At 35.7% G+C, this 25,385-nt stretch carries 30 protein-coding genes; 29 read left to right on the forward strand and 1 reads right to left on the reverse strand.

Going from position 1 to position 25,385, the window contains the following annotated elements; genetic code table 11:
- Positions 1–9: 9 nt before the first annotated feature.
- From LKE46_RS00165 to LKE46_RS00285, 25 genes are all read left to right on the forward strand, one after another.
- Positions 10–1,371, forward strand: a complete 1,362-nt coding sequence (locus tag LKE46_RS00165) for a phage portal protein (protein WP_366847163.1) — start codon at positions 10–12, stop codon at positions 1,369–1,371.
- Complete coding sequence (locus LKE46_RS00170; RefSeq protein ID WP_291717301.1) at positions 1,319–2,818, forward strand: minor capsid protein; 1,500 nt, start codon at positions 1,319–1,321, stop codon at positions 2,816–2,818. Before LKE46_RS00165 ends, LKE46_RS00170 begins: the two co-directional genes overlap by 53 nt.
- The gene (locus tag LKE46_RS00175) at positions 2,808–2,948 is read left to right on the forward strand and encodes a hypothetical protein (RefSeq protein ID WP_291717303.1); all 141 of its coding nucleotides are present in this window, start codon (positions 2,808–2,810) and stop codon (positions 2,946–2,948) included. Before LKE46_RS00170 ends, LKE46_RS00175 begins: the two co-directional genes overlap by 11 nt.
- Before the next feature lie 105 nt (positions 2,949–3,053).
- On the forward strand, positions 3,054–3,308 hold the full coding sequence (locus tag LKE46_RS00180; RefSeq protein ID WP_291717305.1) for a DUF2829 domain-containing protein: 255 nt from the start codon (positions 3,054–3,056) through the stop codon (positions 3,306–3,308).
- Positions 3,309–3,394: 86 nt separating this feature from the next.
- Positions 3,395–4,000: a DUF4355 domain-containing protein gene (locus LKE46_RS00185; RefSeq protein ID WP_291717307.1), complete on the forward strand. Its 606-nt coding sequence runs from the start codon at positions 3,395–3,397 to the stop codon at positions 3,998–4,000.
- A gap of 15 nt (positions 4,001–4,015) precedes the next feature.
- On the forward strand, positions 4,016–4,939 hold the full coding sequence (locus LKE46_RS00190; RefSeq protein WP_291717309.1) for a hypothetical protein: 924 nt from the start codon (positions 4,016–4,018) through the stop codon (positions 4,937–4,939).
- A complete protein-coding gene (locus tag LKE46_RS00195; protein WP_291717311.1) occupies positions 4,939–5,121 on the forward strand; it encodes a hypothetical protein in 183 nt (60 codons plus the stop codon). The genes LKE46_RS00190 and LKE46_RS00195 overlap by 1 nt, the downstream gene beginning before the upstream one ends.
- A gap of 8 nt (positions 5,122–5,129) precedes the next feature.
- The gene (locus LKE46_RS00200; RefSeq protein ID WP_291717313.1) at positions 5,130–5,441 is read left to right on the forward strand and encodes a phage head-tail connector protein; all 312 of its coding nucleotides are present in this window, start codon (positions 5,130–5,132) and stop codon (positions 5,439–5,441) included.
- Entirely contained in the window at positions 5,441–5,776 is a 336-nt protein-coding gene (locus LKE46_RS00205; RefSeq protein WP_291717315.1) for a hypothetical protein, read from the forward strand. The genes LKE46_RS00200 and LKE46_RS00205 overlap by 1 nt, the downstream gene beginning before the upstream one ends.
- Complete coding sequence (locus LKE46_RS00210) at positions 5,751–6,131, forward strand: HK97-gp10 family putative phage morphogenesis protein (RefSeq protein ID WP_291717317.1); 381 nt, start codon at positions 5,751–5,753, stop codon at positions 6,129–6,131. The genes LKE46_RS00205 and LKE46_RS00210 overlap by 26 nt, the downstream gene beginning before the upstream one ends.
- A gap of 98 nt (positions 6,132–6,229) precedes the next feature.
- Positions 6,230–6,511, forward strand: a complete 282-nt coding sequence (locus tag LKE46_RS00215; RefSeq protein WP_291717319.1) for a hypothetical protein — start codon at positions 6,230–6,232, stop codon at positions 6,509–6,511.
- Positions 6,512–6,517: 6 nt separating this feature from the next.
- The gene (locus LKE46_RS00220) at positions 6,518–7,387 is read left to right on the forward strand and encodes a SwmB domain-containing protein (protein ID WP_291717322.1); all 870 of its coding nucleotides are present in this window, start codon (positions 6,518–6,520) and stop codon (positions 7,385–7,387) included.
- A gap of 14 nt (positions 7,388–7,401) precedes the next feature.
- The gene (locus LKE46_RS00225) at positions 7,402–7,764 is read left to right on the forward strand and encodes a hypothetical protein (protein WP_291717324.1); all 363 of its coding nucleotides are present in this window, start codon (positions 7,402–7,404) and stop codon (positions 7,762–7,764) included.
- Positions 7,765–7,778: 14 nt separating this feature from the next.
- Positions 7,779–8,081, forward strand: a complete 303-nt coding sequence (locus tag LKE46_RS00230; protein ID WP_291717326.1) for a hypothetical protein — start codon at positions 7,779–7,781, stop codon at positions 8,079–8,081.
- Positions 8,068–12,531, forward strand: a complete 4,464-nt coding sequence (locus tag LKE46_RS00235; RefSeq protein ID WP_291717328.1) for a phage tail tape measure protein — start codon at positions 8,068–8,070, stop codon at positions 12,529–12,531. Before LKE46_RS00230 ends, LKE46_RS00235 begins: the two co-directional genes overlap by 14 nt.
- A complete protein-coding gene (locus LKE46_RS00240; RefSeq protein ID WP_291717330.1) occupies positions 12,528–13,241 on the forward strand; it encodes a distal tail protein Dit in 714 nt (237 codons plus the stop codon). The genes LKE46_RS00235 and LKE46_RS00240 overlap by 4 nt, the downstream gene beginning before the upstream one ends.
- On the forward strand, positions 13,241–14,938 hold the full coding sequence (locus LKE46_RS00245) for a phage tail spike protein (protein ID WP_291717333.1): 1,698 nt from the start codon (positions 13,241–13,243) through the stop codon (positions 14,936–14,938). The genes LKE46_RS00240 and LKE46_RS00245 overlap by 1 nt, the downstream gene beginning before the upstream one ends.
- A complete protein-coding gene (locus LKE46_RS00250; RefSeq protein ID WP_291717335.1) occupies positions 14,938–15,480 on the forward strand; it encodes a hypothetical protein in 543 nt (180 codons plus the stop codon). Before LKE46_RS00245 ends, LKE46_RS00250 begins: the two co-directional genes overlap by 1 nt.
- 15 nt (positions 15,481–15,495) lie before the next feature.
- Entirely contained in the window at positions 15,496–15,879 is a 384-nt protein-coding gene (locus LKE46_RS00255) for a hypothetical protein (RefSeq protein ID WP_291717337.1), read from the forward strand.
- Positions 15,880–15,890: 11 nt separating this feature from the next.
- The gene (locus tag LKE46_RS00260) at positions 15,891–16,700 is read left to right on the forward strand and encodes a hypothetical protein (RefSeq protein WP_291717339.1); all 810 of its coding nucleotides are present in this window, start codon (positions 15,891–15,893) and stop codon (positions 16,698–16,700) included.
- Between the two features lie 13 nt (positions 16,701–16,713).
- Positions 16,714–17,400 (forward strand): hypothetical protein, encoded by a 687-nt coding sequence (locus LKE46_RS00265; RefSeq protein WP_291717341.1) that lies wholly within the window; start codon positions 16,714–16,716, stop codon positions 17,398–17,400.
- Positions 17,376–17,834 carry a putative ABC transporter permease gene (locus LKE46_RS00270; protein ID WP_291717343.1) on the forward strand — a complete coding sequence of 153 codons (459 nt, stop codon included), beginning with the start codon at positions 17,376–17,378 and terminating at the stop codon, positions 17,832–17,834. Before LKE46_RS00265 ends, LKE46_RS00270 begins: the two co-directional genes overlap by 25 nt.
- A 63-nt stretch (positions 17,835–17,897) precedes the next feature.
- Positions 17,898–18,122, forward strand: a complete 225-nt coding sequence (locus tag LKE46_RS00275) for a BhlA/UviB family holin-like peptide (protein ID WP_291717345.1) — start codon at positions 17,898–17,900, stop codon at positions 18,120–18,122.
- A gap of 13 nt (positions 18,123–18,135) precedes the next feature.
- Positions 18,136–18,900, forward strand: a complete 765-nt coding sequence (locus tag LKE46_RS00280; protein WP_291717348.1) for an N-acetylmuramoyl-L-alanine amidase — start codon at positions 18,136–18,138, stop codon at positions 18,898–18,900.
- Between the two features lie 25 nt (positions 18,901–18,925).
- A complete protein-coding gene (locus LKE46_RS00285) occupies positions 18,926–19,333 on the forward strand; it encodes a hypothetical protein (protein WP_291717350.1) in 408 nt (135 codons plus the stop codon).
- Positions 19,334–19,364: 31 nt separating this feature from the next.
- Here the strand turns inward: LKE46_RS00285 and LKE46_RS00290 are convergent, their stop codons facing one another.
- Positions 19,365–20,273: a hypothetical protein gene (locus LKE46_RS00290; RefSeq protein ID WP_291717351.1), complete on the reverse strand. Its 909-nt coding sequence runs from the start codon at positions 20,271–20,273 to the stop codon at positions 19,365–19,367.
- Between the two features lie 473 nt (positions 20,274–20,746).
- Here LKE46_RS00290 and LKE46_RS00295 point away from each other — a divergent pair, with 473 nt between their 5' ends.
- The 4 genes from LKE46_RS00295 to groL all read left to right on the forward strand — a co-directional run bounded on the left by LKE46_RS00295 (position 20,747) and on the right by groL (position 25,311).
- Positions 20,747–22,234 carry a 4Fe-4S dicluster domain-containing protein gene (locus LKE46_RS00295; RefSeq protein WP_291717353.1) on the forward strand — a complete coding sequence of 496 codons (1,488 nt, stop codon included), beginning with the start codon at positions 20,747–20,749 and terminating at the stop codon, positions 22,232–22,234.
- A 157-nt stretch (positions 22,235–22,391) separates the two neighbouring features.
- Complete coding sequence (locus LKE46_RS00300) at positions 22,392–23,084, forward strand: TVP38/TMEM64 family protein (protein WP_291717355.1); 693 nt, start codon at positions 22,392–22,394, stop codon at positions 23,082–23,084.
- Between the two features lie 252 nt (positions 23,085–23,336).
- Positions 23,337–23,624, forward strand: a complete 288-nt coding sequence (gene groES, locus LKE46_RS00305) for a co-chaperone GroES (protein ID WP_291717357.1) — start codon at positions 23,337–23,339, stop codon at positions 23,622–23,624.
- A 49-nt stretch (positions 23,625–23,673) separates the two neighbouring features.
- Positions 23,674–25,311 carry a chaperonin GroEL gene (gene groL, locus LKE46_RS00310; protein WP_291717359.1) on the forward strand — a complete coding sequence of 546 codons (1,638 nt, stop codon included), beginning with the start codon at positions 23,674–23,676 and terminating at the stop codon, positions 25,309–25,311.
- Positions 25,312–25,385 lie beyond the last annotated feature (74 nt).

Genomic DNA, 25,385 nt, shown 5'->3' on the forward strand with positions numbered 1-25,385 from the left:
GGTGATATTGTGCCAGCAGATTTGGAGCTTTTAAAAAAATGTAAGCAGGATTTTGATATGAAGCTTCCGGGATATATGTTAATGCAAAAATATTATGATGGTCATACTGAAGCCATGGAAAACTATAAGATGATTACAAAGCGTGCCAATACGAAGGTGCGCTGTAATTTTATACAGAAGTTTATAAATGAAGAGGCGAGTTACTGCTGTGGTAATAAAATAACTTATTCGAGTCACTCCAATAACCAAAATGTAATCGAGGACTTGAGATTGAATTTTAGGCACTGGAGAGAAAAACACAATAAGGAACTGTGTAAGCAGAGCCTTATTTTTAATGAAGCTTACGAGCTTTACTATATTGATTCTGATGGTCTATTTAATAGCTTGATTTGTACGCCTTTAGATAGCTATATTCTTCAGGATGATTTTGGGAATACGCAACTTTTTATACGATTCTGGACCAAAAAGTTTGACGATATGCGTACTCTCTATGCTGATGTGTATACTAATGGTGATATTAGCCATTACACCGTTATAGGTGATGTATTCAAACCTACTACAGGAGTTAAGGCGGATAGCAATGTATTTGGAAAGGTGCCAGTATCTGTTGTGAAAATTGGCACTATAGATGAAAGCTTATTTTCCATATTGAAGGGCTTGCAGGATGGATTTGAAACAAATTTGTCTGATATGGTGAACGAAATAAGTGATTTTAGGAATGCATATTTAATTTTCCAAAATTGCAAGTTAGATGATGAAACTAAAGACGAGAATGGAGAAACTGACTTAGACAAGATGAAAAGGCTTGGAGTTATGAGCCTTACAGGCGACAAAGCAGATGCAAAATGGTTGATTAAAGAAATTAATGATGATTTTGTCCAGAATACATTGAATACCCTTGAGGATAAGATGTACCAGCTAGCTTCACACATAAATAACAATGAAAAATTAGTATCCAATACAAGTTCTCTAGCTTTAAGAAACAGGCTCATAGGGCTTGAAGAAAAATGCACGAACAACATACAAGCTCTTGTGGATGCCATAAAGGTACGATTAAAGTTTCTTTTCATATACCTAAAAATTAGGCAAAACAAGGATTATGACTGGAAGGATATAGACATTAAAATTGTGCCTAACATTCCTACAGATGATTTGATGATAAGCCAAATTATAAGCCAGTTAAACGGGAAATTATCTACTAGAACGGGGCTCGCACAATTAAGTTTCATTGATAATCCCGACAATGAAATGAAGGAAATTGAAAAAGAAAGCAAGGCTGATTCTATAGGTCAGAGTCTTTTGAATGGTGGTGAAGGTGATGGCGAAGGTGGATCCGCAGTACAGGAGGGCAATAGAGCAGATAAGGCTTGATTCTGAAAAATATGCAGACGAACAGATGAAAGATATGTACTCTGACCAGAAAGACAAGCTTAATGAACTACACAGCTTCATAGGCATGATGTATATAAAATATAGTATAGATGGTCTATTAAAATTAAATAAAGCTCAAAGAGTCTCTATAACGTCTGCATTGGATTCTAAGTTGAAATCCATAGGGAAAAGCTTAGGGCAGAAAGAAGTCAGTAAAATAAAAAGTATTTTAAGTGAAACTTATAAGGATACCTATTATAAAAATGCTTATGTGCTCGACAAAGGCATGGATGTAAATATAAAATTCAAGATGCTGAAACAGGAATTTATTGATTCTGCTGTAAATGCAAAATTTAAAAGTTTAACTTTTAGTGATAGAATTTGGAATAATAAAGCAGATATGATTGATAAGTTAAAAAAATCTTTAGTTGAAGCCTATAAGGGTAATATTGCCATAGATAAAATAGCAAAGGATGTGCAGCATACTTTTAATGTAAGTGCATATGACAGCAATCGGCTTGTGGCTACAGAAACGGCAAGGGTGGCAGTAAAAGCGCAGGAGCAAATCGGCATAGATAGTGGTTGCAAGGAAGTAATGTGGTCTGCAACTTTAGATCATAGAACGGCGCCCTATGATGCCAGCCTTGATGGCAAGGTATGGAGAATAAATGAAAGCCACCCCGAACCAGTAATGGACACTCACCCACGTTGTAGATGTGTACTTATAAATGTACCGTTTGAAGGTTGGAAACCGACTAAAAGAAAAGATAATGAGACTAAAGAAATAATTGATTATATGGATTACGAGCAGTGGCTGAAAGAAAAAGTGGGAATTTCTAAAAGCAGTGACGCAAATTCTAAAAATAATGATATAATAAATAATACAGAAACATTTGGCGCATTAGATTTAAATGAAAAAGCAGTTAAAAGTCTAAAAGCCATTCATGCTGAGTTAAATGAATATAGCAGAACAAATCATAAAGAAAAACTTGTGGCCATGAGTATTAAAGATGGTTTAAAAAGGCAGGAATTAACTGGTAATGGTAATTCTGTTGTATTTACTAGTGAGCTTATTAACTTCTTAAATAATAGCGAGGCTAATAGTGTGATGTTGGTGCATAATCACCCGGGGAGTTCTTCTTTTTCAGATGCAGATCTAAAGGTTATGGTTAATTTCAATTCTATAAATGGAATAACCGTTGAAGGCCAAAATGGGACCAAATATATTTGCAAAATAGGCGATGGCATAATTCCTGATAACCTTTCTCAAATTACAGAGGATTTTAATGAGATAAAAAATGAATTGTTTGATGATTATAGGGCTAAAGTATTAACTGACGAAATGACACCGGATGAAGCGTGGTACGAACATTCAAATGAAGTTATGGAACGATTGGCTCATAAATATAATTGGATATATAGGAGGATAGAACCAAATGAAAAATAGAGAGAAAATGGGATTTGATCTAGTTGATAATAAACCAGACTATTTTATGACAAAAGAAGAAAACATAAAAAGAGATAAGAAAAAAATCAAAGAGGTTTATGAGGAAGACTCAAAATCAGATGATAAATAGAAGCCTTGTACTTAAATAAATAGTATAAGGCTTTTATTATGTCTAAAATTAAAGTCTTAGAAATAAGGCTTTTTTATTTTATAAAAATTTATGGAGGTGGGAAAAATGGATTTCGGGAAAGCGATTGAGGCAGTAAAAAAAGGATATAAAGTTGCTCGTAAAGGTTGGAATGGTAAAGAACAATATATTGAACTTGCGAATGCAATAAGTTATTTGAACACAAAGGGGAATGTAGTGAATTGTAACCATGAGGCTATAGGAAACAAGGCAATTGCTTTTGTTGGAACATCAGGGATACAGATGGGGTGGCTTGCGTCACAGGCTGATATGCTTGCAGAAGATTGGGTAATAGTCGAATAAAGTTTTAAAAAGTTCTTTATTTTTATAAAAATAATTGTGTTCTTAGTCCTATATTGGGTTAAGAGGGCATAGGAGGCGTAAAAAATATGTTAAAAAAGGAATTAGCAAAATTACTTGAGACTTTGAAAGATGATGATAACATAGATGAAACAATATCTAAAAGTGATTTGGGTAAGGCACTTGTAAATAGTGGTTTAACCTTGGATACTTTTAAAGAAAAAATTGAGAGTGATCCAAACTTTAAGTCCTTTATTGATTCTGAGAAGGATAAGCATCTTCAGAAGGGTATTGATACTTTTAAAACTAACAATTTACAAAAACTAGTTGATGAAGAATATAAGAAACAGCACCCCGAAGCCGATCCGAAGGATACTGAAATTGCAAAATTAAAAAAGCAATTTGAAGATATGCAAAAAGAGTCTCTTAAAAAAGACCTGACCAATAAGGCTTTGAAAATAATGACAGAAAAGAAATTGCCTGCCGATTTGGTCAGTTTTATTGTTGGGGCTGACGAGGATACTACAAACAAAAATCTTGAGACTTTGGAGAAGGTTTTTAATAGCCATGATGAAGCTATAAAAACGGAAATATTAAAAGATGGTACCTATAAACCAGGCGGTCAGGGTGGTGCTAAACCAACCGAAGATTCCGTTAAGGGACAAATAAATTCTATATTTGGAATTAAAGAATAGGAAGGATGATGAAATATGGAAAATGCAATTAATTATGCAACTTTATTCATGCAGGCACTTGATGCACAGATAGCTCAGCAGGCAACAAGCGGATGGATGGAAAGAAACGCAGGACAGGTTATTTATAACGGTGGAAAAGAAATAAAAATACCAAAAATAACCGTTGATGGCCTTGCTGATTATTCTAGGGAAGATGGTTATACCAGAGGCGCCGTTGGTCTTGATTATGAAACTATGGCCATGACTATGGATAGAGGTAAACAATTTTTGCTTGATTCTATGGATATTAACGAAAGTAATTTTGTAGTGAATGCTTCAACTGTAATGAGTGAGTTCCAGAGGCTAAAGGTTATTCCCGAAATAGATGTCTATAGGTATTCTAAAATAGCAGCTCTGGCAATTTCTAAAGGAAAAGCAAGTGGAGGATATACTCCTGTAGTTGACGACGTGCTGACTAAATTAAAAACAGATATTGCGGCAGTGCAGGACATTATCGGAGATGTACCGTTAGTAATTACAATGAGCAGAACTGTTAAAAATACTTTGGATATGAGTAAGGAAATTACAAGAAAGTTAGAAGTAGATACATTTACTTCTGGACAATATAACACTAAGGTTTCCATTATAGATGACTGCCCTATTGTTCCAGTACCAAGTGCAAGATTAAAAACAGCATACGTGTTTAATGATGGTAAAACTACAGGACAAGAGGCTGGCGGATTTACTCCGGATGCATCTGCAAAAAGTATTAACTGGATTATATGTGCTCAGAATGTGCCTATAGCAGTTTCAAAAACAGATAACATGAAAATATTTGCTCCCGAACAAGTACAGAGCCATGATGGTTACTTGATGGATTATCGTAAGTACCACGATTTATGGATCCCTGACAATAAGTTTGATGCACTGTTTGTGAATGTTAAGGAGGCGCTTGCATAATGTCTTTTAAATTGCAGAATTTGAATGTTATAAGGATAGTTGAAACTGAGGCACAAAAGCAGAGGCTTATAGCGCAGGGATTTAAGGATATAACTCTTAAACCAAAAGAAGAAAAGCCGCCTGAAGAACCTGCAAATACTGCACCACCTGCAGACGATAAGGCAAAACAGGGTAAAAAGTAGGTGATTTTATGACCGTATTGGATGATATAAAAACTATAAGAAATATATCTGATAATAGCAAAGACAACCTTATAAATATTTATATCCGAAGGGCTGAAACTCTTATAAAAGAATATCTAAACTTGAATGATGATTCCACAGATATTCAAGAAGCTTATCCGGATGCGGTGGTTTGTTATGTTATTGAATGTCTTACCCGTAAAGGAAATGAAAATATAAAACAGTTCCAGCAGGGGGCGAGAAGTGGCACTTACGAAACTGGACTTAGTAAAGAAGTAATAAGCCTCTTACCTGCCCCGTATGTGAGGATGATGGGATAATGCTACAGAATTTTACAGTAGGTATATATGTAAAAACTGAAGGACATCAGGATAGCCACGGTTCTTGGGTACCCGGAGAAGATCAGCATATAAAGGATATTGACTGCGATATACAGCCTTATTCACAAGAGCTTTTACTAAAGGAATATGGTTATAATATTGAAGTCAATAAGCGAATTTTTGTAGATTATTACGAGCCTTTAATTAAAATTGGTATCATTTTAAAGTATGTGAATAAACGTGGCGAAACTGAGGTATATGAAGTTAAGGCGATACCTTGGGATGATGAATATATGGAGGTGGCATGTCTTGAGTTACAAGAGCAATCTGAATGATGTCCTGGACGCATTAGAAAAAGGGAAGAAAGATGCACTTACTACAATTGGCACTTTTGGAGTTGCCGAGGTGCAATTAAGAGCACCAGTAGGAAAAAAGGAAGATGGTGACATAGACCCTGGAAGACTTAAAGGAAATATAACGTTCCAGGTTCACGACGATAATAACGGCGTTGATATTGGTGCCACTAATGCGGTTGTGAATAAAAAGGGTGAGCCTTATGCCGAATGGGTTGAAAAAGGAACTTCTAAAATGGCAGCGCAACCATTTTTGGAACCTGCCGTTATGGACAACTTAAGTAAAATTGAAGAAATAGCAGGACAAAAAATAAGCGTAAATATGGGAGGTAAATAATATGTTAAATCTGTATGATAGGATATTTGAGATTATAAGTCCTATAGTGACAAGCTATGCGGAGCATTACCCAACAGAAATGACAAAGAAATATCCGTATGCAGAATTTAACTTTCCCTAATATAACTGCAAATAATGAATACAGTGACTTAAACCAGCTTCAAATTGATATTTGGAGTAATAAGAGTGGACAGGTCGCAGAAATTGAAGCTATTACAGACAACTTAGTAAAGGCCTTAAATAAAAAAATAATAAATACTGGTGATATGCTTATCCAAATATTTAAGGATAATCCATATCGTCTGAAGCTCCCGGACAGTGATATAAATATACAGCGCCGGGAGCTTCGATTTTTAGTGAAATTATATGAAAAGGGATGATTATAAATGAATGGTACAGCAATAACGGGTTTTACTCCAAGTACTCCGAACCATCTACTTTTAGATGCAGGTGCAGTGTATAAAAATTATGGATTGCCTGACGAGGAATTACTTGGGGCAACTAGCGGAGGTAACGAGTTTAAAATAGCTCCGAAATTAAGACAGCCTAAAATAGATGGATTAAAAAGTAGTTATGCAAAAGGTATGGAGCTTATAACGGAAGTTGAAGTAACGCTAAAGACAAATATGCTTGAAGTTACGAAAGATATCCTTGTAATGGCTTTACTGGGAAAAGTAGATGAAAGCAGTAACGATGATTATTACGTTATAACAGGAAAGGCCACGATTTCCATAGATGATTATATAAATAATGTAGCTCTTGTAGCAAGACTAAGTGGCAGTAGTACTCCCGTGGTGATAATCCTTAAGAACGCTTTGAACACGGACGGACTGGATTTAAAGACCGAAGACGATAAAGACAATACTCTTCCGGTTACATTTACTGGACACGTCGATCCTTATCGCCCTGATGATTTGCCATACGAAGTGCATTTTCCTAAAGTAACGGACGTATTTGGACTTGCAAGTGCAGTTGTACAAGACGGTAAGGTAATTCTGTCATTTACTTCCGACGTAGCTGAAACAGTTCCTTTGAGCGGTTTTGTGGCAACAGTGGCAGGTGAAGCAGATGTAATTAGTTCTGTCGTAAGAGGAGAGGACGCAAAAACAATAGAACTTACTTTAACTACAGCGCCCACAGCAGGGCAGGCAGTAACTGTAGCTTACACGAAACCTACGGAAGAAAATGAACAGGTAAAATCCGCAGTAGGAACGGCACTTGAAACTTTTAGTTCTATAAATGTGGTAAATAGTTAATGGAGGGATTTTAAATGGCAGAGGAAAAAGAAAAATTATTGACAAGAGGTTTGAAGACCAAGGATTTGTTTAGCTTTACAAGAATAATTAAAAAAATGAATATAAAACCTGAACTTAAAAAGCTTGTAAAAGACGTAACAGGGAAAACAGAGGAAGAAAAAAAGGCTATGCAGCGGGATTTAAAAGTCGATATTATGTTTACTTTTATAGAAAGCATAGGAAACGCAGATCAGGAAATATATAAATTCTTAGGAGATTTGGCGGATAAAAAGCCAAAAGAAATTGAAGATCAACCACCACAAGACACTATGCAAATGGTTGAGGAATTATTTAACGAGGATGGGTTTGGAGATTTTTTATCTTCAGCAGTCAAGTAAATGAAGTTGACTGCTTGGATATTTTATTAAACAGATATAATTCTTCTGTAATGGAACTGGATGTTGTTTACGGGCTTGAATTAATTAAGAAGGCTTATGAAAAACAAATAGACAAACAGTTATGGCAAATGTGGCTTGCAAAGTATCCTTATATGGATAAAGATACTTTTATTAGTTTTGAGAAATTTAAAGAAGGAATGACTGATGAAAATAAATCAGGGAAACCAAAACAGACAAAGGAACAGATAATTGCCATGGCTGAAGAAATAAAAGCTGCGGATCAGAGACAAAGGGGGATAGAAAATGCAAATATTTAGTTTAGTAGGTTCTATCCTCTTAAAAGACAACGACACTAAAGGCAAACTTAAGGATATAGATAATACTGCAAAGCAGACAGGAAATAGTTTTGATTCTGTGTTCGATAAAATGGGAAGTACTGCGGTAAAAATTGGCGGTGAAATCGGTACTGCTATAGATAACATAGATAAGAAATTTCAACTATGGATGGCAGAAAATAAAAAGACGGCCAGTAGCAGTGAAGTAAGCGCCAAGGCTCTCGAAACTTATAAGGGCAAGATGCAAGCATTGTCCGAAGAAATTGAAAAAAGCCAAAAAGCCTTGAAAGGCGTTGCTGATGAATTTGGAAAAGGTTCTACTGAGTATAAAGAAGCTGAAAATCGAGTTATAGATTTAAAACTTAAATATAAAGAACTTGAGGACGAAAGTGGCAGGCTTCAAAAAGCTACCAACTCTATAAATTTTAAAAAGATTGCAGAAAGTGCAGCATCCGTGGGATCCACTATGACAATGAAATTTACAACTCCTATACTTGGAGCGTTAGGATTGGCGGCAAAATCGGCTACAAGTTTTGAGCACCAGATGGCGGATATAAGAAAGGAAATTGTCGCAAGTGGTGTTCCTATAGCACAAGTAAATAGCCTTATGTCACAGATGTCAAAAAGTTCTATTGCTTGGAGTGAAGATTTTGGACAGTCTACAGATGATATAAATGAAGGGCTATTGACTCTTGTAAAAGATGGCTATAGTGCTGATGAAGCTATGAAGATAATGCATAATTCGCTTTATGCCGCAAGAGGTGCCAATGAAGATTTATCTACTACAGTTGACGGACTTGGTTCCAGCCTTGAAGCTTTTGGGTTAAAAACAAATAATGCAGCGCAAACAGTAAAAAATATGTCTAAGTTAACAGATGCTTTTGCCTACGTAAGTAACCACACCAAAGGTAGTATGAGTAGTTTAAGTGAAGCTTCTAGTATTATGGGCTCAACTTTTACGGCATTAAAAATTCCTATGACACAAGCCGCATCTGCAATTGGTATATTGCAATCAAATGGTATAGATGCAAGTACTGCCGCAAATTCTTTGAAAGCTGGGCTTGTAAATTTAGTAAACCCGACAGATCAAATGTCTGCTGCCATGCAGAAAATGCATCTTGAAGTATTTAACGTTAAGGGTCAAATGAAAGATCTCCCTACAATCCTAAATGATATAGAAAAAGGGACTAAAGGATGGACCGATCAACAGAAACAAGCTGCCATTGCTACCTTATTTGGAAAGGAATCTTTGTCCAGTTGGAATGTGCTTTTAAACAAAGGCGGAGATCACCTCGGAGAATTATCCAAAGGCGCAGAAAATGCAACGGGTGAAGTACAGAAATTGTCTGATGCCATGAAAGATACTCCGGAGAACCAATTTAAGGAATTAAAAGAGAGTGTACACGCTTTGGGCATTGCTTTTGGACAGGACGTTTTACCAGTATTGACGCCATTTATAAAAAGTTTGACAGATATGATAAAAGCTTTTAGTAATTTAGATGATGGCACGAAAAAAGTAATTTTGACTTTTGCAGGCATAACCGCCGCGACTGGTCCGTTGCTATCAATTTTCGGTCATACTTATGACAATGTAAATAAATTGAATGAGTTTTTAGATAGGGCAAAAATAGGAGAAAAACTTTCTGGAATATTTACTAAAGTTCCCAAAGTAGCCCCTACAGCAGTATTTACAGGATTGGTGAATGGATTAAGTATAGCGGGAGCTGCAATATCTAGGTTTATTACTGGACCATGGCTATTGCTTGGTAACAGCTTTAAGGCTCTACCTAATTTAATTAGAAATTTTTCTTTTGCAGGAATCGCAGAGAAAATAATCACACCATTTAAAAATATACCTACATTATTTACCGGAATATTTGGTAAGGTTCCAGGTATATTTACGGGGTTTAGAACTGTTCTAACTGGTTTTGCATCTACAATTATCAGCTTAGGTCCTAAAGTAATTACGGGAATTAGATCTATGTTTAGTATTCAGGGGATCATGACAGGCGCAAGAGCGGCATTAGGGTTATTTACAAACCCTTGGGCGGTATTAATTTTGGCTATAGTTGCAGGTGTTGGAGCTATAATTGCCAATTGGGATAAAATAAAAGCTTTTGCGCAAAAAATATTTGGTGGAGATACAACTCAAATATTTACGCAGTTCAAGGAATTTTTTACACAGGTTTGGACCGACATACAAGCTAATTTAACGGCCGCGTGGAATTATATAGGACCAACAATAACTAATGCAGTAAAAGAAATACAGAGTTTTTGGAATGAAGTTTGGCCACAGATAAAGCAGGTTTTCGTGGAAGTATGGGACGTCATGAAAGTTTTATTGGCTCCTGCAATGGCGGCAATGTATACTGCTATTTCAGGTGGTATAGGACTTATAAAAGGAATTTGGGGCCCTGCTTGGAACTTGCTAAAAGATACTCTTAAAACCGCATGGGACTTAATGAGAGATGTTGTTAAAACTGCATGGGATCTTATTTCTGGAATAATTAAAGTCGGTCTTGATATTCTTACAGGAAACTGGGGCAAAGCTTGGACTGATATGAAATCCACATTTAGCAATCTTTGGAAAGATATAAAAGGTTTATTCGGAGATATGGCTAAAGATGCTATCAATTGGGGCAAAGATTTAATACAAGGTCTAATTGATGGCATAAAAGGAATGATTGGCGGTGTAGGAGATGCGGCTAAGGCGATAGGTGATAAGATAAAAAGTTTTCTACATTTCAGCCGACCAGATGAAGGGCCACTTAGAGATTACGAAACGTGGATGCCTGATTTTCTGCAAGGTTTAGCTAATGGCATAATAAAAAATAAGGATATTATTACAAAGGCAATGCAAGGCCTTACAGGTTCTATGTCTTTAGGAAACAGTAATAATTCTAATAAAGATTATGGACAGAATTTAAATAAATCTCTGGGTGAAGGTATTTCTGATAGTACAGACCAGGTGACAAAGCCAGTTAATAATCTCGTGACTACAGTGTCCACCACAATTGATAATCTTGTTAGCTCCTTTACCCAAAACGGCCAGAATAGCGACACTAATTTAGGAAATGGAATAACAGATAATGCAAATGCAACTATTAATCCACTAAATACCTTAATAACTACAATAACCACAGGAGTGAAAACATTTGTGCAGGCTTGTATTGGACATGGACAGGACACAGATACAAACCTTGGCAGTGGCATAACAAATAAATCCGGCGAAGTGATTAATGCTGCAAATACTGTAACTACTAAAGTGGGTAACAATTTAGATACTTTCGCTAAGGGCTCTATTAAATATGGACAAGGCGCGGATACATCTATAGCTACAGGAATAACCAATACAGCTAATAGCGTTACGAGTGCCGCTACTAATTTAGTAAATAAAGTTGGAAGTATATTAAAAACTTTTGCAAGCAGTTGTGTTTCTATAGGTAAATCCATAGGCGATTCCATAGCAAGTGGGATGAAATCCAGTGAAGCTAACGCTGTTTCTATAGCAAAAGAACTTACGCAAAAAGTAATAGATGCTTTTACCAACAAAGATGGCTTTGACATACACAGTCCTTCCAGAAGATTATTTAAAATAGGCTCTTATGCGATACAGGGACTTATAAATGGATTTTCTTCTATGGATGTTAAAAACTTTTTTCAGAACAAAATTGCGAGCATGATAGGGAGTGCCAGTGGCGTAGGTGGAAGCTTGCAAAGCTGGCTTGCTACAGCTCTTGCGATAACAGGGCAAAGTATGGCAGCGCTTCCAGCGCTCGAGCAAATAGCAATGCACGAAAGCGGTGGCAATCCTAATGCTATAAATTTATGGGATTCTAATGCGGCGGCAGGGCACCCAAGCAAAGGACTAATGCAGACCATAGATGAAACTTTTAATAGATTTGCTATAAAAGGATTAGGCAACATATGGAATCCTATAGCAAATGCTGTAGCCGCAATAAGATATATGGTGTCCCGTTATGGCAGTGTTATGAATGTACCAGGCATAGTAAGCATGGCAAATGGTGGCTCCTACGTTGGCTATGCAACTGGTACAGACAATGCGAGTGAGGGTGCTCATCCGGTCGCAGAAAATGGAATTGAAATAGTTCTTGGTAAAGCTCTTAAATGGTTTAGTGGCGGAGAAACAGTCCTTAATAATGCAGACAGCATGAAACTTATAGGAAATATAAAAACTGCCATTGATACAGTTAGAAGCCTTGGAAATATGAGCTTTAATTCAATTCCTGCTATAAAAACTGAAACCAAGAAAGATAAAACTGATTCTGAAAGTGGCAATAGTAATAAACCAGCGAATATATATTTTGTAATAAATAGTGAAGCTGTGGCAAAAGCAACGATTGACGATATAAATAAGTTGCAAGGAGATATACAAATTAAAACCACGAGATTAAGGAGGGGTCGTAAATGATACCGTACAATGGAATAACTTTTAATGGCAAGCATAGTTTGAATGATTTCGGACTGTGGGTTGAAGAAAAATCAATAGAACCTCCTCCTAAAGTTAAGGTTTTGGAATCTGTACCATATATGCATAGCAAATATGATTTTAGCACCATAGGTTCTGGCGGAGAAGAGGTCTTTGATGCCAGGACCATTACAGTAAAACTTGCATTGCTTTGTTATACGCGAGAAGAGTTATATACTGTTTACAGTCAAGCGTTGGAATGGCTTATGGATTGTGGCCAAAGTAAGTTAATGTTTGACTTTATGCCCGATTTTTATTTTCTTGCAAGAGTAGATGAAGCTCCGAAGCTTGATGAGTTTATAGACAACGGAGATTTGGAAGTTACTTTCGTGGCAGAGCCTTTTAAAATATCCACCTCTTTTATGGGTGACGATATTTGGGACACCTTTAATTTTTTAGCAGATTACACGCAATATACGAATCAATTTGCCATAGACAGTGAAACCACTGTAATTATGTACGACAACGGCAGGTTGATAAAACCTGTAATAAACTGCACCGCCGCAATGACTGTAACTTACGAAGGTAAAACCTATAATCTAAACGTAGGTGATAACAAATTGTGGGACTTGAAACTTAAGAACGGTAAAAATGAATTGATATTTAACGGTAATGGAACGGTAAAAATTCTATTTAGATGGGAGAGATTGTAATGTATAAAATTTGTGTTTACAATGGTGGACAAGAAACGGTTATACATTATCCTGTTCCGGATAAAGAAGCACCGCACCTTTTTAAAATGGATTTAACAGAGAAGGATAATGATATAGATACCTTCTCTTTTTCTATTGATATTGGTAATGCAGGATATAATTCACTTAAAGAATTTAAAACCAAAGTGAAAATAATAGACACTAGGGATAATAGTATTAGATTTACAGGCAGAATTTTAAAAGCCCCTGAAAATATGGATTCTAATGGATTTTATAAAGATGCTGAATGCGAAAGTGCTATGGCTTATCTTTTAGATAGTACGGCGAGAACACAAACTTATTTGACTTCTGATGTTAGTAGTGCCTTACAGGATTTACTTAATAGACATAATAATATTGTTGAAGATGATAAAAAAATATATCTCGGCACTGTAAATGTATCTGGAAGTATAGCCTATACGTGCCAGTATGAAACGACTTTAAGCGCAATAGTGAATATGCTAGGAGATATTAAATGCCACCTGCAAGTTAGGGAAACAAACGGAAAATTATACTTGGATTGCCTGAAAGAATTAAGTGATAGGATTATTGATGTCCGCCTTGGTATGAATATGAAAAGCCTTGTAAAAACTATAGATACCACTGATATTGGTACACGAATTATTCCTTTAGGAGCTAATAACCTTGATATTTCTAGTGTGAACAGTGGGCTTGATTATATAGATGATTTAAGCGCTAAAAGCTTGTATGGAGTTATAGAAAAACCAGTTGAATACAGTGATATAACGGATGCTACAGAGTTGAAAAATAAGGCTATAGCTGATATAAGTAGTTACACACAACCAAAATTGACGCTTGAAATTGATGCAGATGATTTGAGTTTTCTTACTGGTGTTCCTGCTGATGTATTTAAGAAGGGGTTGAACATCCATATTGTTAATCCTGTAATGGGAATAGACTCTATATTTACATTGGTTGAAGTAGATGCTGATTTAACACAAATATATAATCCAAAACTTACAATTTCCAATACACCAACATCTATACAAGATATTATTTCAAATATGCAAAATACGGCAGTGAATAATGAGTCTGTTCATAATGGTGTTCAGGTAGGAGACAGTTTTGGAATTAGAGTTGTAAGTGGTGACGGGAAGTTTGTAACCACTCTGAACGCTACGGAGGGTATTTCTATAGAGGATATAGTTGGAAATTTAAAGATGTTTTTTGTGGATATAGAAAACAGTACCTTGACTATGGATGGCATACAGCAGCTGACCAAGGACGGGAAAGTTGTGATTATAAATACAACAAACGATAATGGAGGCTTATTCAAGATTTTCGACAAGGATGGGAATATAAATTTATCTGCCGGATCTGAAAGTGGAAGTGCGGATAATGCAGGTGGTACATTGAATCTCTATAATGATGATGTATCTAAAAAGAGGGTTGACCTTGGCATAGTGAAAAACGGTGACTATGGAGTGGTCCAGGTGCATAATAGCGCGGATAAGGTAAAGACTGGAGTATATGGTGATATGCCAAGCTTATTCGGGCCTGGACTATATGTGTTTAACGACAGTGGAGGTGTTGCAAGCTATATAACTGAGACAGGTGGAGCTATAAATCTTGAACCTATTGCAACTAGAGCATGGGTAGAAGATTATGTGGCAAGCCATGCAGGAGGTGGAGCATAATGTCGGTTGATGTTAGCCAGGAAACCGCGCAGATAAGACATGCTGTATATGGAAAAGAAGTGAGAGAATCTCTCGCACATGGCATAGAAAAAATTGCTGGAGACGTAAATCAATTTGAAGAGACAATAGATAAAGACCAGCAGGATTTTAAGGATGAAATAACTAAACGACAGGATGATTATGAAACTTCTCTATCAAAAAAAGAAAATGATTTTGAAGATAATATGGAAGATAAGCAGCAGGCATATGAAGAAAATATAACTGGAAGACAGGATAATCTTGAAGATAGGCAGGGAAAACTGGAAGTACGCCAGACTAACCTTGAGAATACTTTTACCCAGGAAATTGAAAATGCCGTTAGCGAAAATCCTTCGTCTGCTGAAACAGTGTATGCAAGGACTGATCATGTAAATAACGTCACTTACCACAATCTTGGTGAAAGATTAGATACCGTTATGAACTTATTGGGATATATTCCAGTGGATGGCGGTAGTTTCTTTGATGATTATATAGAATTTGAAAAAGATGGTGGAACATTTTAGAGGAGGAGGTTAAATATGCAGACGCTATTATTAAGGAGAGGCAAAAATGAAAATCTAGATAGCCTTGAATTGCAGGCGGGAGAGCCTGCTTTTGTTTTAGACACGGGAAAATTAATTATCGGTAATGGTACTAACAAAGTAGTGATTAACCCTGCAAGTCCAGTACAAAATGTTAATGGTAAAACTGGGGCGGTGACGATATCTAAGTCAGATGTAGGGCTTGGCAACGTAGCAAATGAAAGTAAGGCAACAATGTTTACAAGTCCTGCTTTTACAGGAACGCCTACAGCACCTACTGCAACAACGAGTACAAATAATACTCAAGTTGCAACTACAGCTTTTGTGAAAGCACAAGGGTATTTAACGGGCAGTTCAACGATAGACGGAGGAACATTCTAAGGAGGGATAATATGGCTAATAAAATACAGTTAAGGCGTGGGCTAAAAGCGAATTTACCAACACTTGCTATTGGTGAACCAGCATTTTGCACAGATACAAAAGAATTTTATATAGGTACAGCATCCGGAAATGCAAAAATGTCGTCAGATCCTATAGATACTTCTGGTTTTGAAACTACTGCCGGAAGCCAAGCGAAGGCGAATGCGGCTTTAAGTAGCGCAAAAAGTTATGCAGATACAGTTCTAACAAATTCCAAAAGTTATACAGATGGTCTTGTTGGTAATATAAATGATTCTGCTTTGGATGCTAGTGTTAAAGGTAAATCCCTTACGAATATGATAAAAGTGCTTTTTCAAAATGTCAATAATGGGAAAAATAGCGTTTATTCCGCCATTGTTGACAAGGGTACAACACCAGCCAGTAAAGATTTTGCGGACTTGGTGGCAGGAATAAGCGCAATTAACACAGGTAAGAAGTGGGCCAGTGGGACAACCTCAGCTGGCAGTCAAACCAGTTTTGAATATGCTGATGGTTCTGATACCGGTTCAGCTTATCCTTTAAAACTACCTATAACATTTGAGCCTTCTCTTGTTTTAGCTGTGAGTCATGTAGCTTCTTATTATGTAGCAGTATATAGCAATATTTATGATGGCTATTATTCAAAGACTGCTAAGGTTATCCAATACATTGGCAGTAGTAGCCATGATAAAATGGTTGCTAATTATAAAGGAGATGTAAGCCCTGCTGGTTTGACAAGTGGCGGATTTACAATTCCAGCGATAGGATCTAGCTGGGTGTATAATTGGATAGCAATAGAATAAGGAGGTTTTATAAATGAAACAAATAGGAAGAAGAATATACTATGATAAAGCAACGGGAAATGTTTTATTGGATACTGGAGAAATGCAGGGTTCTGATGGAGCTTTAAAAGAAACTACAGTTGATCAAGATTTTGAATCTTATACAGTGTTGTCTGAAAGGAATGCAGATACTGTTGGAGTAATACAATTGGAATATGGAGACTTATCGGATAAATTTAGTACGTGTACAGGCTATTATGTAGATATAACTAAAATCCCAATAGATAAAGCGGCTATAGTTTTTACTTTTACAACACCAGAAGCGAGTTTGGAACATGTTAAACAGGTTAAAATAAATGAGCTTAGCCAAGATTGCCAGAGCGCTATTGTTGGAGGATTCCACAGCACAGCGTATCAAAACGTAGACAAAGTCTACGATAGTACGCAAGAGGACCAGGCAAACATAACAGGCAACGCTTTAAGTGCTATGTCTAAACTTGCAGGAACTCCGGGATGCCAAGATGACAAGTTCTACTACCATGCACGTGGAGAAGAATTCGTGGAGTGGACACCAGAGGAAACTTTGGCACTCGCAAGGGATTTCAAGTTGTTTAAGGAACAACAGCTGATTAAAAACAAGCAATTGCAGGCTTATGTGGATACCTTAGAAACTGTAGAGGAGGTACAAAAAGTAACATGGGATACAGTTGTTCCAACTTAAAAAAGGACTTGATTCTAATAGTTGCAATGGGAACTATATATATGGTATTGGAGGGCATATGGCGCGGATGGACACACATAAGTATGCTTGTAGTAGGCGGTATTGCTGCTTTTCTGGTGGGGAGGTTGAACGAGCATCCCAAATTCTACAACAGAAAGATGTGGGAACAATGTTCTATAGGAACTGGCATAGTCCTCGTATTGGAATTTACAAGTGGCATGATCCTAAATGTGTGGCTTGGTCTACAAATATGGGACTACAGCAATATGACGGGTAATTTATATGGACAGATATGCCTGCCGTATGCAGTACTGTGGTTTATGTTGGTGCCGTTTTGTATATATGTGGACGACTATCTGCGGTATAGAATATTTGGAGAGGAAAAGCCGGAAAGATTACTAGAAAATTATAAGAATTTATTTAAAGGTAAATAGAACACAGGGCAAAATAGGAGCTAGAGATAGCTTTTTTATTTTGCCTTTTTAAGGAGGCTAGAGATGGAAAATGAAATATTTAAAATGGCAGTACAGCAGGGTATATGGGCCATGCTGTTTATTTTTATACTTATCTATGTGTTGAAGGAACAGAGGGAAAGGGATGAAAAGGCAGGGGAAAGAGAGGCAAATTACCAGAGCATCATAGCAAAACTCACTGATAGGCTTAAAGCTATGGATGATATCGGTGAGGATGTAAAAGAAATAAAAAACAAAATATTTAAATAAGGAGGAAAATTAAATGCTAATAACATACGATTTCGGGCATGGTACCGGACAGGATAGGGGTGCGAATGGATATCGAAATGAGGAACATGACTGCAGGGAATATGGCGCACTTGTAATACAAAAGTTACAGAAGCTAGGGCATACCTGCTATAACTGTACACCTTCAGCTAGTCCGCCACTTACACTTGGGCAAAGCCTCGCCTATAGAGTGAACAAAGCTAATTCAATAGGTTCTCAATTACATTTATGTTTTCATGTAAATGCTTTCCAGACAGATAAGGCCACAGGATGCGAGGTAGAGTATGCTAGTTCTTCAGGACAGGCTTATGCATCTAAGGTATCAGCAGAGATTGCTTCAGGCTTAGGATTAACCAATAGGGGAGCTAAAAATCAACCAGGACTGTATGTACTTAGGCACACGGCCATGACAGCAATATTGGTTGAGCCATTTTTCTGTGACAATAAAAATGACTGTAATAAATACAATGCAGAAAAGCTGGCAACGGCTATAGTTAAAGGCATTACAGGACAGACGATATCAAGCGGGGAACAAACTACATCTACAGCACAGGCAGTACCAAACTATGATACCAGTATTCCAACAGGAGCAAATATATTCCCGATACCAAACACACCATTCTACATTGAGAAAAGAACGGATGGTGATATGGGAATACATCTGGACAGGGGCAATTATCTTACTCTTAGAAAGGGTGGAGCACCTGTAGTAGTTTATAACAATAATAAAGGTCAAGGCGGCTCTAAAGTATTATTTTAATAAAAATTTATGGAGGTAATATATTATGGAAAATATAACAAGTATAATTGCACAAGGTGTTTTAAGCATTGCAGGGGCGTTAGCCTCTTATTTTATTGCGGTAGGTGTTACTTATCTAAAAAAGAAAAAAGAGGCTTTAATAAATCAATTAGGAGTAGACCAATACAATAAGGATTATAAACTTGCACAGGATATATTCTATATAGTGGAACAGCAGTTTAAATTTATACCAAATGCTGGGGAGCAAAAAGCAGATGCATTTAATAAATTATTGAGCGAAAAAATTCCTGGGATATCTCAAGAGGAGTTAGACCATTTTAGAGAGGCTATTGTAGGAAAAATAAATACAGAGGTTAAGAGTTCTAATATATTAGCTCCTGCCTTTGTGGATGGTAAGGACGTATCAGATGTAGTACAGCCAGTACAGAAATAATTATACCCCGGGAAACCGGGGCTTTATTTTTTTATTTATTTGCAGGTAAATCATTAAAATCTTTTAATTTATTGTATATGCCAGTGGCAATTTTATAACCATCTGCAATCCTGTAAGGGCGTGTATAATCACCATAAACAGATCCCTTAAAGTTGCTATAGTCAATTTTGCTCATAGTAGTTTTACTATATTCCATCCAGATTGCTAACCCTTCAGAAGTTTTCCCATACTCATCTTCAAAATCCTCATCAAATTCCAAAATAAATTTATCTATGTTTTTATTCTTAGACAGAACTTCACTATAGGCTACTATTGTACTGGCTGCTATTTTAGCGAGATCAGTCTCATCTCCAACCTGTGGTTTAAATGTAATCGTAACAGTTTTGCCATTACCAGTACCAATTACATCAATATTTTTAAATTCCTTCTTAGAATTTATATCAAGTACATTTGTGCCTTTTACTTTTTTAAGCGCATCTTTTACAGTAGAATTATTTACTGTACTGTCAGCAAAAGTTGTTTTTGTAGATGCTTTTATTGTTGGTTTTGAAGTTTTTTGAGCTGTATTAGTGGTATTTGTGGTATTGACTGGCTTAGAATTACTATTGCCGAAATGTATTCCGATGGCCACAACAACGATTATTGCAGCTAATATTAAAATTGGATGATTTATTTTACTTTCAGGTCTTTGTTTCATCATTTTAATAAATTTATTATATTCTTTTTCGCTAGCTTCAAATTTAGCTGTCCCAATTTCTGTTATAATTTCAAGTATGTTATTATTAAATGCAGTATTCTTGTACTTATACTCTTTAGCATTTTTATCAGTTCCGCCTGCATTAAAGGCTATCTTACCATTTGTAAACTTGCAAACAGTAATAGTCTTATCTATAGGTATATCTTTAAAATCTCCACCTAAGTATTTTAAATTTAACCTCATAACAAAATCCCCCTTTATATTAAAATTGTATATAAAATGAGGGATTTTGTAAATAGAGAATATATATATAATATAATATGAGTAGAAACTCCAGCTTGAATTTAGCTGGAGTTATGTTTTGCCGTCAAAAATTCGTCAAAATTTCAGTTCTGACTTATAGTTTTTTGTTCTTAACATAATTTTACAAACTATGTTCAAGCTCTTTATTTAAAACACTTAACTCTTATTGTTCTAAAAAAATCTTACATTAATATATATGCAAGAGAAAATAGTATAAAGGTGTGAAATAAATTTATCTCACCCACATGTTAAAAATTTATCTTTTATTATGAAAAACTGTTACATTATCTATAATAATCTGTTATAATTAAAAATAGTAGGTTAAAGGGCATTTTGGGTGAAATATAATGTTTTCATAAGTAAAAAAATGCTTTTTATCTATAATAGAATATATAACACAAGGGGGAATCTGATTGGTAACCTTTGAAACACCATTAAAAAAATTGAAATATAGTATAATTAAACAGGTTATAGAGCTTACAAAAGATAATAAATTAACAAAGAAACGACTAGAGACAATTCCATACAATATAATTGAAAATGACAAATCTGAATATAGATGCTGTGTTTACAAGGAAAGAGCTGTTGCTTATGAAAGAGCAGTATTAGCAGCGGGATTTTTACCTACCGATAATACTGTGGAAGATCTTAAAAAAATTGAAGATAAGACTCATGTTATGTTTGTACTTTCTTCTGCCTGTGATCAGTGCCCGATAGATAGGTACAATGTTACAGAAGCTTGTAGGGGATGTATCCAGCATAAGTGCATGGAAGTATGTCCAGCAAAGGCCATTACAAGGGTAAATGGCAGGTCCTATATAAATCAGGATCTGTGCAGGGAATGTGGAATGTGCAGAAAAGTATGTCCTTATAATGCCATAGCGGAGGTTATGAGACCTTGCAAGAGATCATGTCCTACTGGTGCCCTGGAGATAAATCAGGATGATAGGAAAGCAAAGATTGAAAATGAAAAGTGCATAAGCTGCGGTGCCTGTATGGAAGCATGCCCTTTTGGTGCCGTATCGGATTTAAGCTATGTGGTTGATGTTACCAGAGATTTAATATCTGGTAAAGAGGTATATGCAGTAGTGGCACCTTCCATAACGGGACAATTCGGACCTAAGGTAACCGTAGGACAAGTTAAAAATGCCTTTAAGAAGATAGGATTTAAGGATATGGTGGAAGCAGCCTGTGGTGCGGACGCAGTAACAGTAAATGAGGCCAATGAGTTTGCTGAAAGAATGGAAAATAAAGATAAGTTTATGACAAATTCATGTTGTTCAGGTTTTATGAACTATATAGAATTAATGTTTCCCAATTTAGCGGATAAAATATCGGGAACTGTTTCACCAATGATTGCAACTGCAAGATTAATAAAGGCATTTAATAAAAATTCCATAGTTGTATTTGTAGGACCGTGTACTGCAAAAAAAGTTGAGATTACGAGAGAGTCTATAAAAAATGATGTTGATTACGTACTTACATTTGAAGAGATGGCTGCATTTATGGGCGCTTTTTCCATAGATCCTGAGAATTGTGAAGATGAGCTCATAGATGATGCATCGGCCTTTGGAAGAGGATTTGCACAAGGCGGAGGTGTTGCTGCTGCTATACAGGACTATATTTCCGAGAAAAATATGGATGTAGATTTTAAGCCTGTCAAGGTAAGTGGAAAAGATGAAATAAAGAAAACTATGGTAAGTGCAAAAGTAGGCAGAGTCCCGGGAAATTTTATAGAAGGTATGATGTGCCAGGGTGGTTGCATTGGAGGACCGGCAGCCATGGTGTCATCTATGAAGGCCAAGCCTCAGCTTATAAAATTTAGTAAACAGTCCAATAAAAAGACCATATTGTCAAATGAAAATCTTGAAAAATTCAAGGAAATAAATATGGAAAGGTAATATTTTATGTTTTTATAAAAAAGGAGAGGTAATTGGATGCTTTAAAACGTATTCAATTACCTTTTGCGCTTTAAAGATTTAAATCAGTATAAATAAAACTCACATGGACATTATAGTAAATAGAGTTAATTATAAGTCAATAATGGGATGTTTTAAGATGAAAACTGCTGAATTAGATAAAAAAATGATTAAGATGATATTGATAGGTATAATATCGGTATTTATACTGATAATTGCATATGAGTATTATTTCAAATATATGTATATTGTAAAAAGCCCTAAAAAGTTAAAATACATAATTCTATCTTATGGCAGATATGGAATTCTTGTATTTTTAATATTGCAGATGCTTCAGGTCGTCGCTTTTTTCATACCTGGAGAATTGATCCAAATTGCATCCGGTTATATATATGGAACATTTTGGGGAACTCTATTATCTATTTTGGGAATAACTTCAGGAAGTATAATTGCATATCTGATTTCGAGAATATTGGGAAAACCTCTGTTAGTCAGGATGATATCAAAAAGAAAATTTGAATTTTTCAAAAATATTCTTAATTTTAAAAATATGAATTTATTGGTATTCTTTTTGTATTTGATACCTGGTATACCCAAAGATATTTTGGCCTATATATGTGGAATATCTAGGATTAATTTAAGAGATTTTACTATATATTCTACGCTGGGCAGACTGCCGGGAATAATAATTTCTTCTTATTTTGGTTCAAAAATTTATTCTGGTGATAAACTTATGCTTATATTTATATCGGTAGCTATGATTTTACTATTTACAATAGGATTTCTTAAGAGAGAAAAAATAATGTTGAAGATATCAAAATATAAAACATAACTATATATGTGATATTATGAAATCAGTAGAAATTAAAAGAAATATTTATTTAATAACAGCAAATTTAGCAAATTGGGCTATATATACCCTATATGTGGAAAATTAGAATTTGAAAATATAAACTGTATTTATTATTATAATAATTGTGTTAGCACTCAATAATATTGAGTGCTAATAATGAGAGTTAATATTTGTTTAAAGTTGTCAATATTATTTTAAATTAATTAAAAATAATTTTAAGGAGGGGTTTTAATGAATATTAGACCACTTGGAGACAGAGTTGTTATAAAGAAAATCGAGGCAGAAGAAACTACAAAAAGTGGAATAGTTTTACCAGGAACTGCCAAGGAAAAACCACAGGAAGCTGAAATTGTAGCTGTTGGAGCAGGCGGAGTAGTAGATGGAAAAGAAGTTAAAATGGAAGTAAAAGTAGGTGACAGAGTACTATTCTCCAAATATGGTGGAACTGAAGTAAAACTTGATGGTCAGGAATATACAATTTTAAGACAGGATGATATTTTGGCTATAATTGAAAAATAAAATTAGATTCATATAATTTATAATTTTAAAGTTGTGAGGAGGGTTTTTTATGGCAAAGAGCATTCTATTTGGTGAAGAAGCCAGAAGATCTATGCAGGAAGGCGTAAATAAATTAGCAAATACAGTAAAGGTAACACTTGGACCAAAAGGAAGAAATGTAGTACTTGATAAAAAGTTTGGTTCACCGCTTATAACTAATGATGGTGTTACCATAGCAAAGGAAATTGAATTGGAAGATCCTTATGAAAATATGGGAGCTCAACTTGTAAAGGAAGTTTCAACGAAAACAAATGATGTAGCAGGAGATGGTACTACTACAGCTACATTGCTTGCACAGGCTATAATAAGAGAAGGATTAAAGAATGTTACAGCTGGTGCCAATCCTATGCTTTTAAGGCAGGGTATAAAAAAGGCAGTAGACAAAGCAGTAGAAGAGATAAAGAAGATTTCAAAAAAAGTAAGCGGAAAAGAAGACATAGCACGAATTGCAGCTATATCAGCTTCGGATGATGAAATTGGCAAGTTGATAGCAGATGCTATGGAAAAGGTAGGAAATGAAGGAGTTATAACTGTTGAAGAATCAAAATCAATGGGCACTGAATTGGACGTTGTTGAAGGTATGCAGTTTGACAGAGGATATCTGAGTGCATATATGGTAACTGATTCAGAAAAAATGGAAGCTGCATTGGATGATGCCTATATATTGATAACTGACAAGAAGATATCAAATATACAGGATATACTTCCGCTATTGGAGCAGATAGTAAAGCAAGGAAAGAAACTGCTTATAATAGCTGAAGATGTAGAAGGTGAAGCACTTACTACATTGGTTATAAACAAGTTGAGAGGAACATTCAATTGTGTGGCAGTTAAGGCTCCAGGATTTGGTGACAGAAGAAAAGAAATGCTTCAGGATATAGCAGTACTTACAGGTGGCAAAGTTATATCGGATGAGTTGGGAAGAGATCTTAAGGAAGTCAACATAGAAGATCTTGGAAGAGCAGATAATGTTAAAGTAACAAAAGAAAATACTACGATTGTAAATGGAAAAGGCGACAAGAGTGCAATTTCAGACAGAGTAAATCAGATTAGAAAACAGGTTGAAGAAACTACTTCAGACTTTGATAGAGAAAAGTTACAGGAAAGACTTGCAAAACTTGCAGGAGGAGTAGCAGTAATAAAGGTTGGAGCAGCAACTGAAACTGAATTGAAAGAAAAGAAGATGAGAATAGAGGATGCCCTTGCAGCTACAAAAGCAGCTGTTGAGGAAGGATTGGTTCCAGGAGGCGGAACAGCTTACTTGAATGTAATTCCTGAAATTGAAAAATTAACCTCAGATGTACAGGATATAAAAATTGGTATTGAAATAATAAGAAAGGCACTTGAAGAACCAATAAGACAGATAGCAGCCAATGCAGGCCTTGAGGGATCGGTAATAATAGAAAAAGTTAGAAATAGTGAACCAGGCATTGGATTTGACGCTTTGAGAAATAAATATGTCAATATGGTAGAAGCTGGTATAGTAGATCCAACCAAAGTTACAAGATCAGCTCTTCAAAATGCTGCATCGGTAGCATCTACATTCTTAACTACGGAATCGGCAGTGGCTGATATTCCAGAGAAGAATAATGCTCCAGTTCCAGGAGCAGGTGCACCCGGAATGGGCGGAATGGATGGAATGTATTAATAATACACATCCTGAAAAGTATACATTTAATAATAACCCGGTATCGTTATGGATCCCGGGTTATTATATTTTAT

This window comes from Clostridium sp. (assembly GCF_022482905.1).
In the GTDB taxonomy this organism is placed as follows: Bacteria; Bacillota; Clostridia; order Clostridiales; family Clostridiaceae; genus Clostridium_B.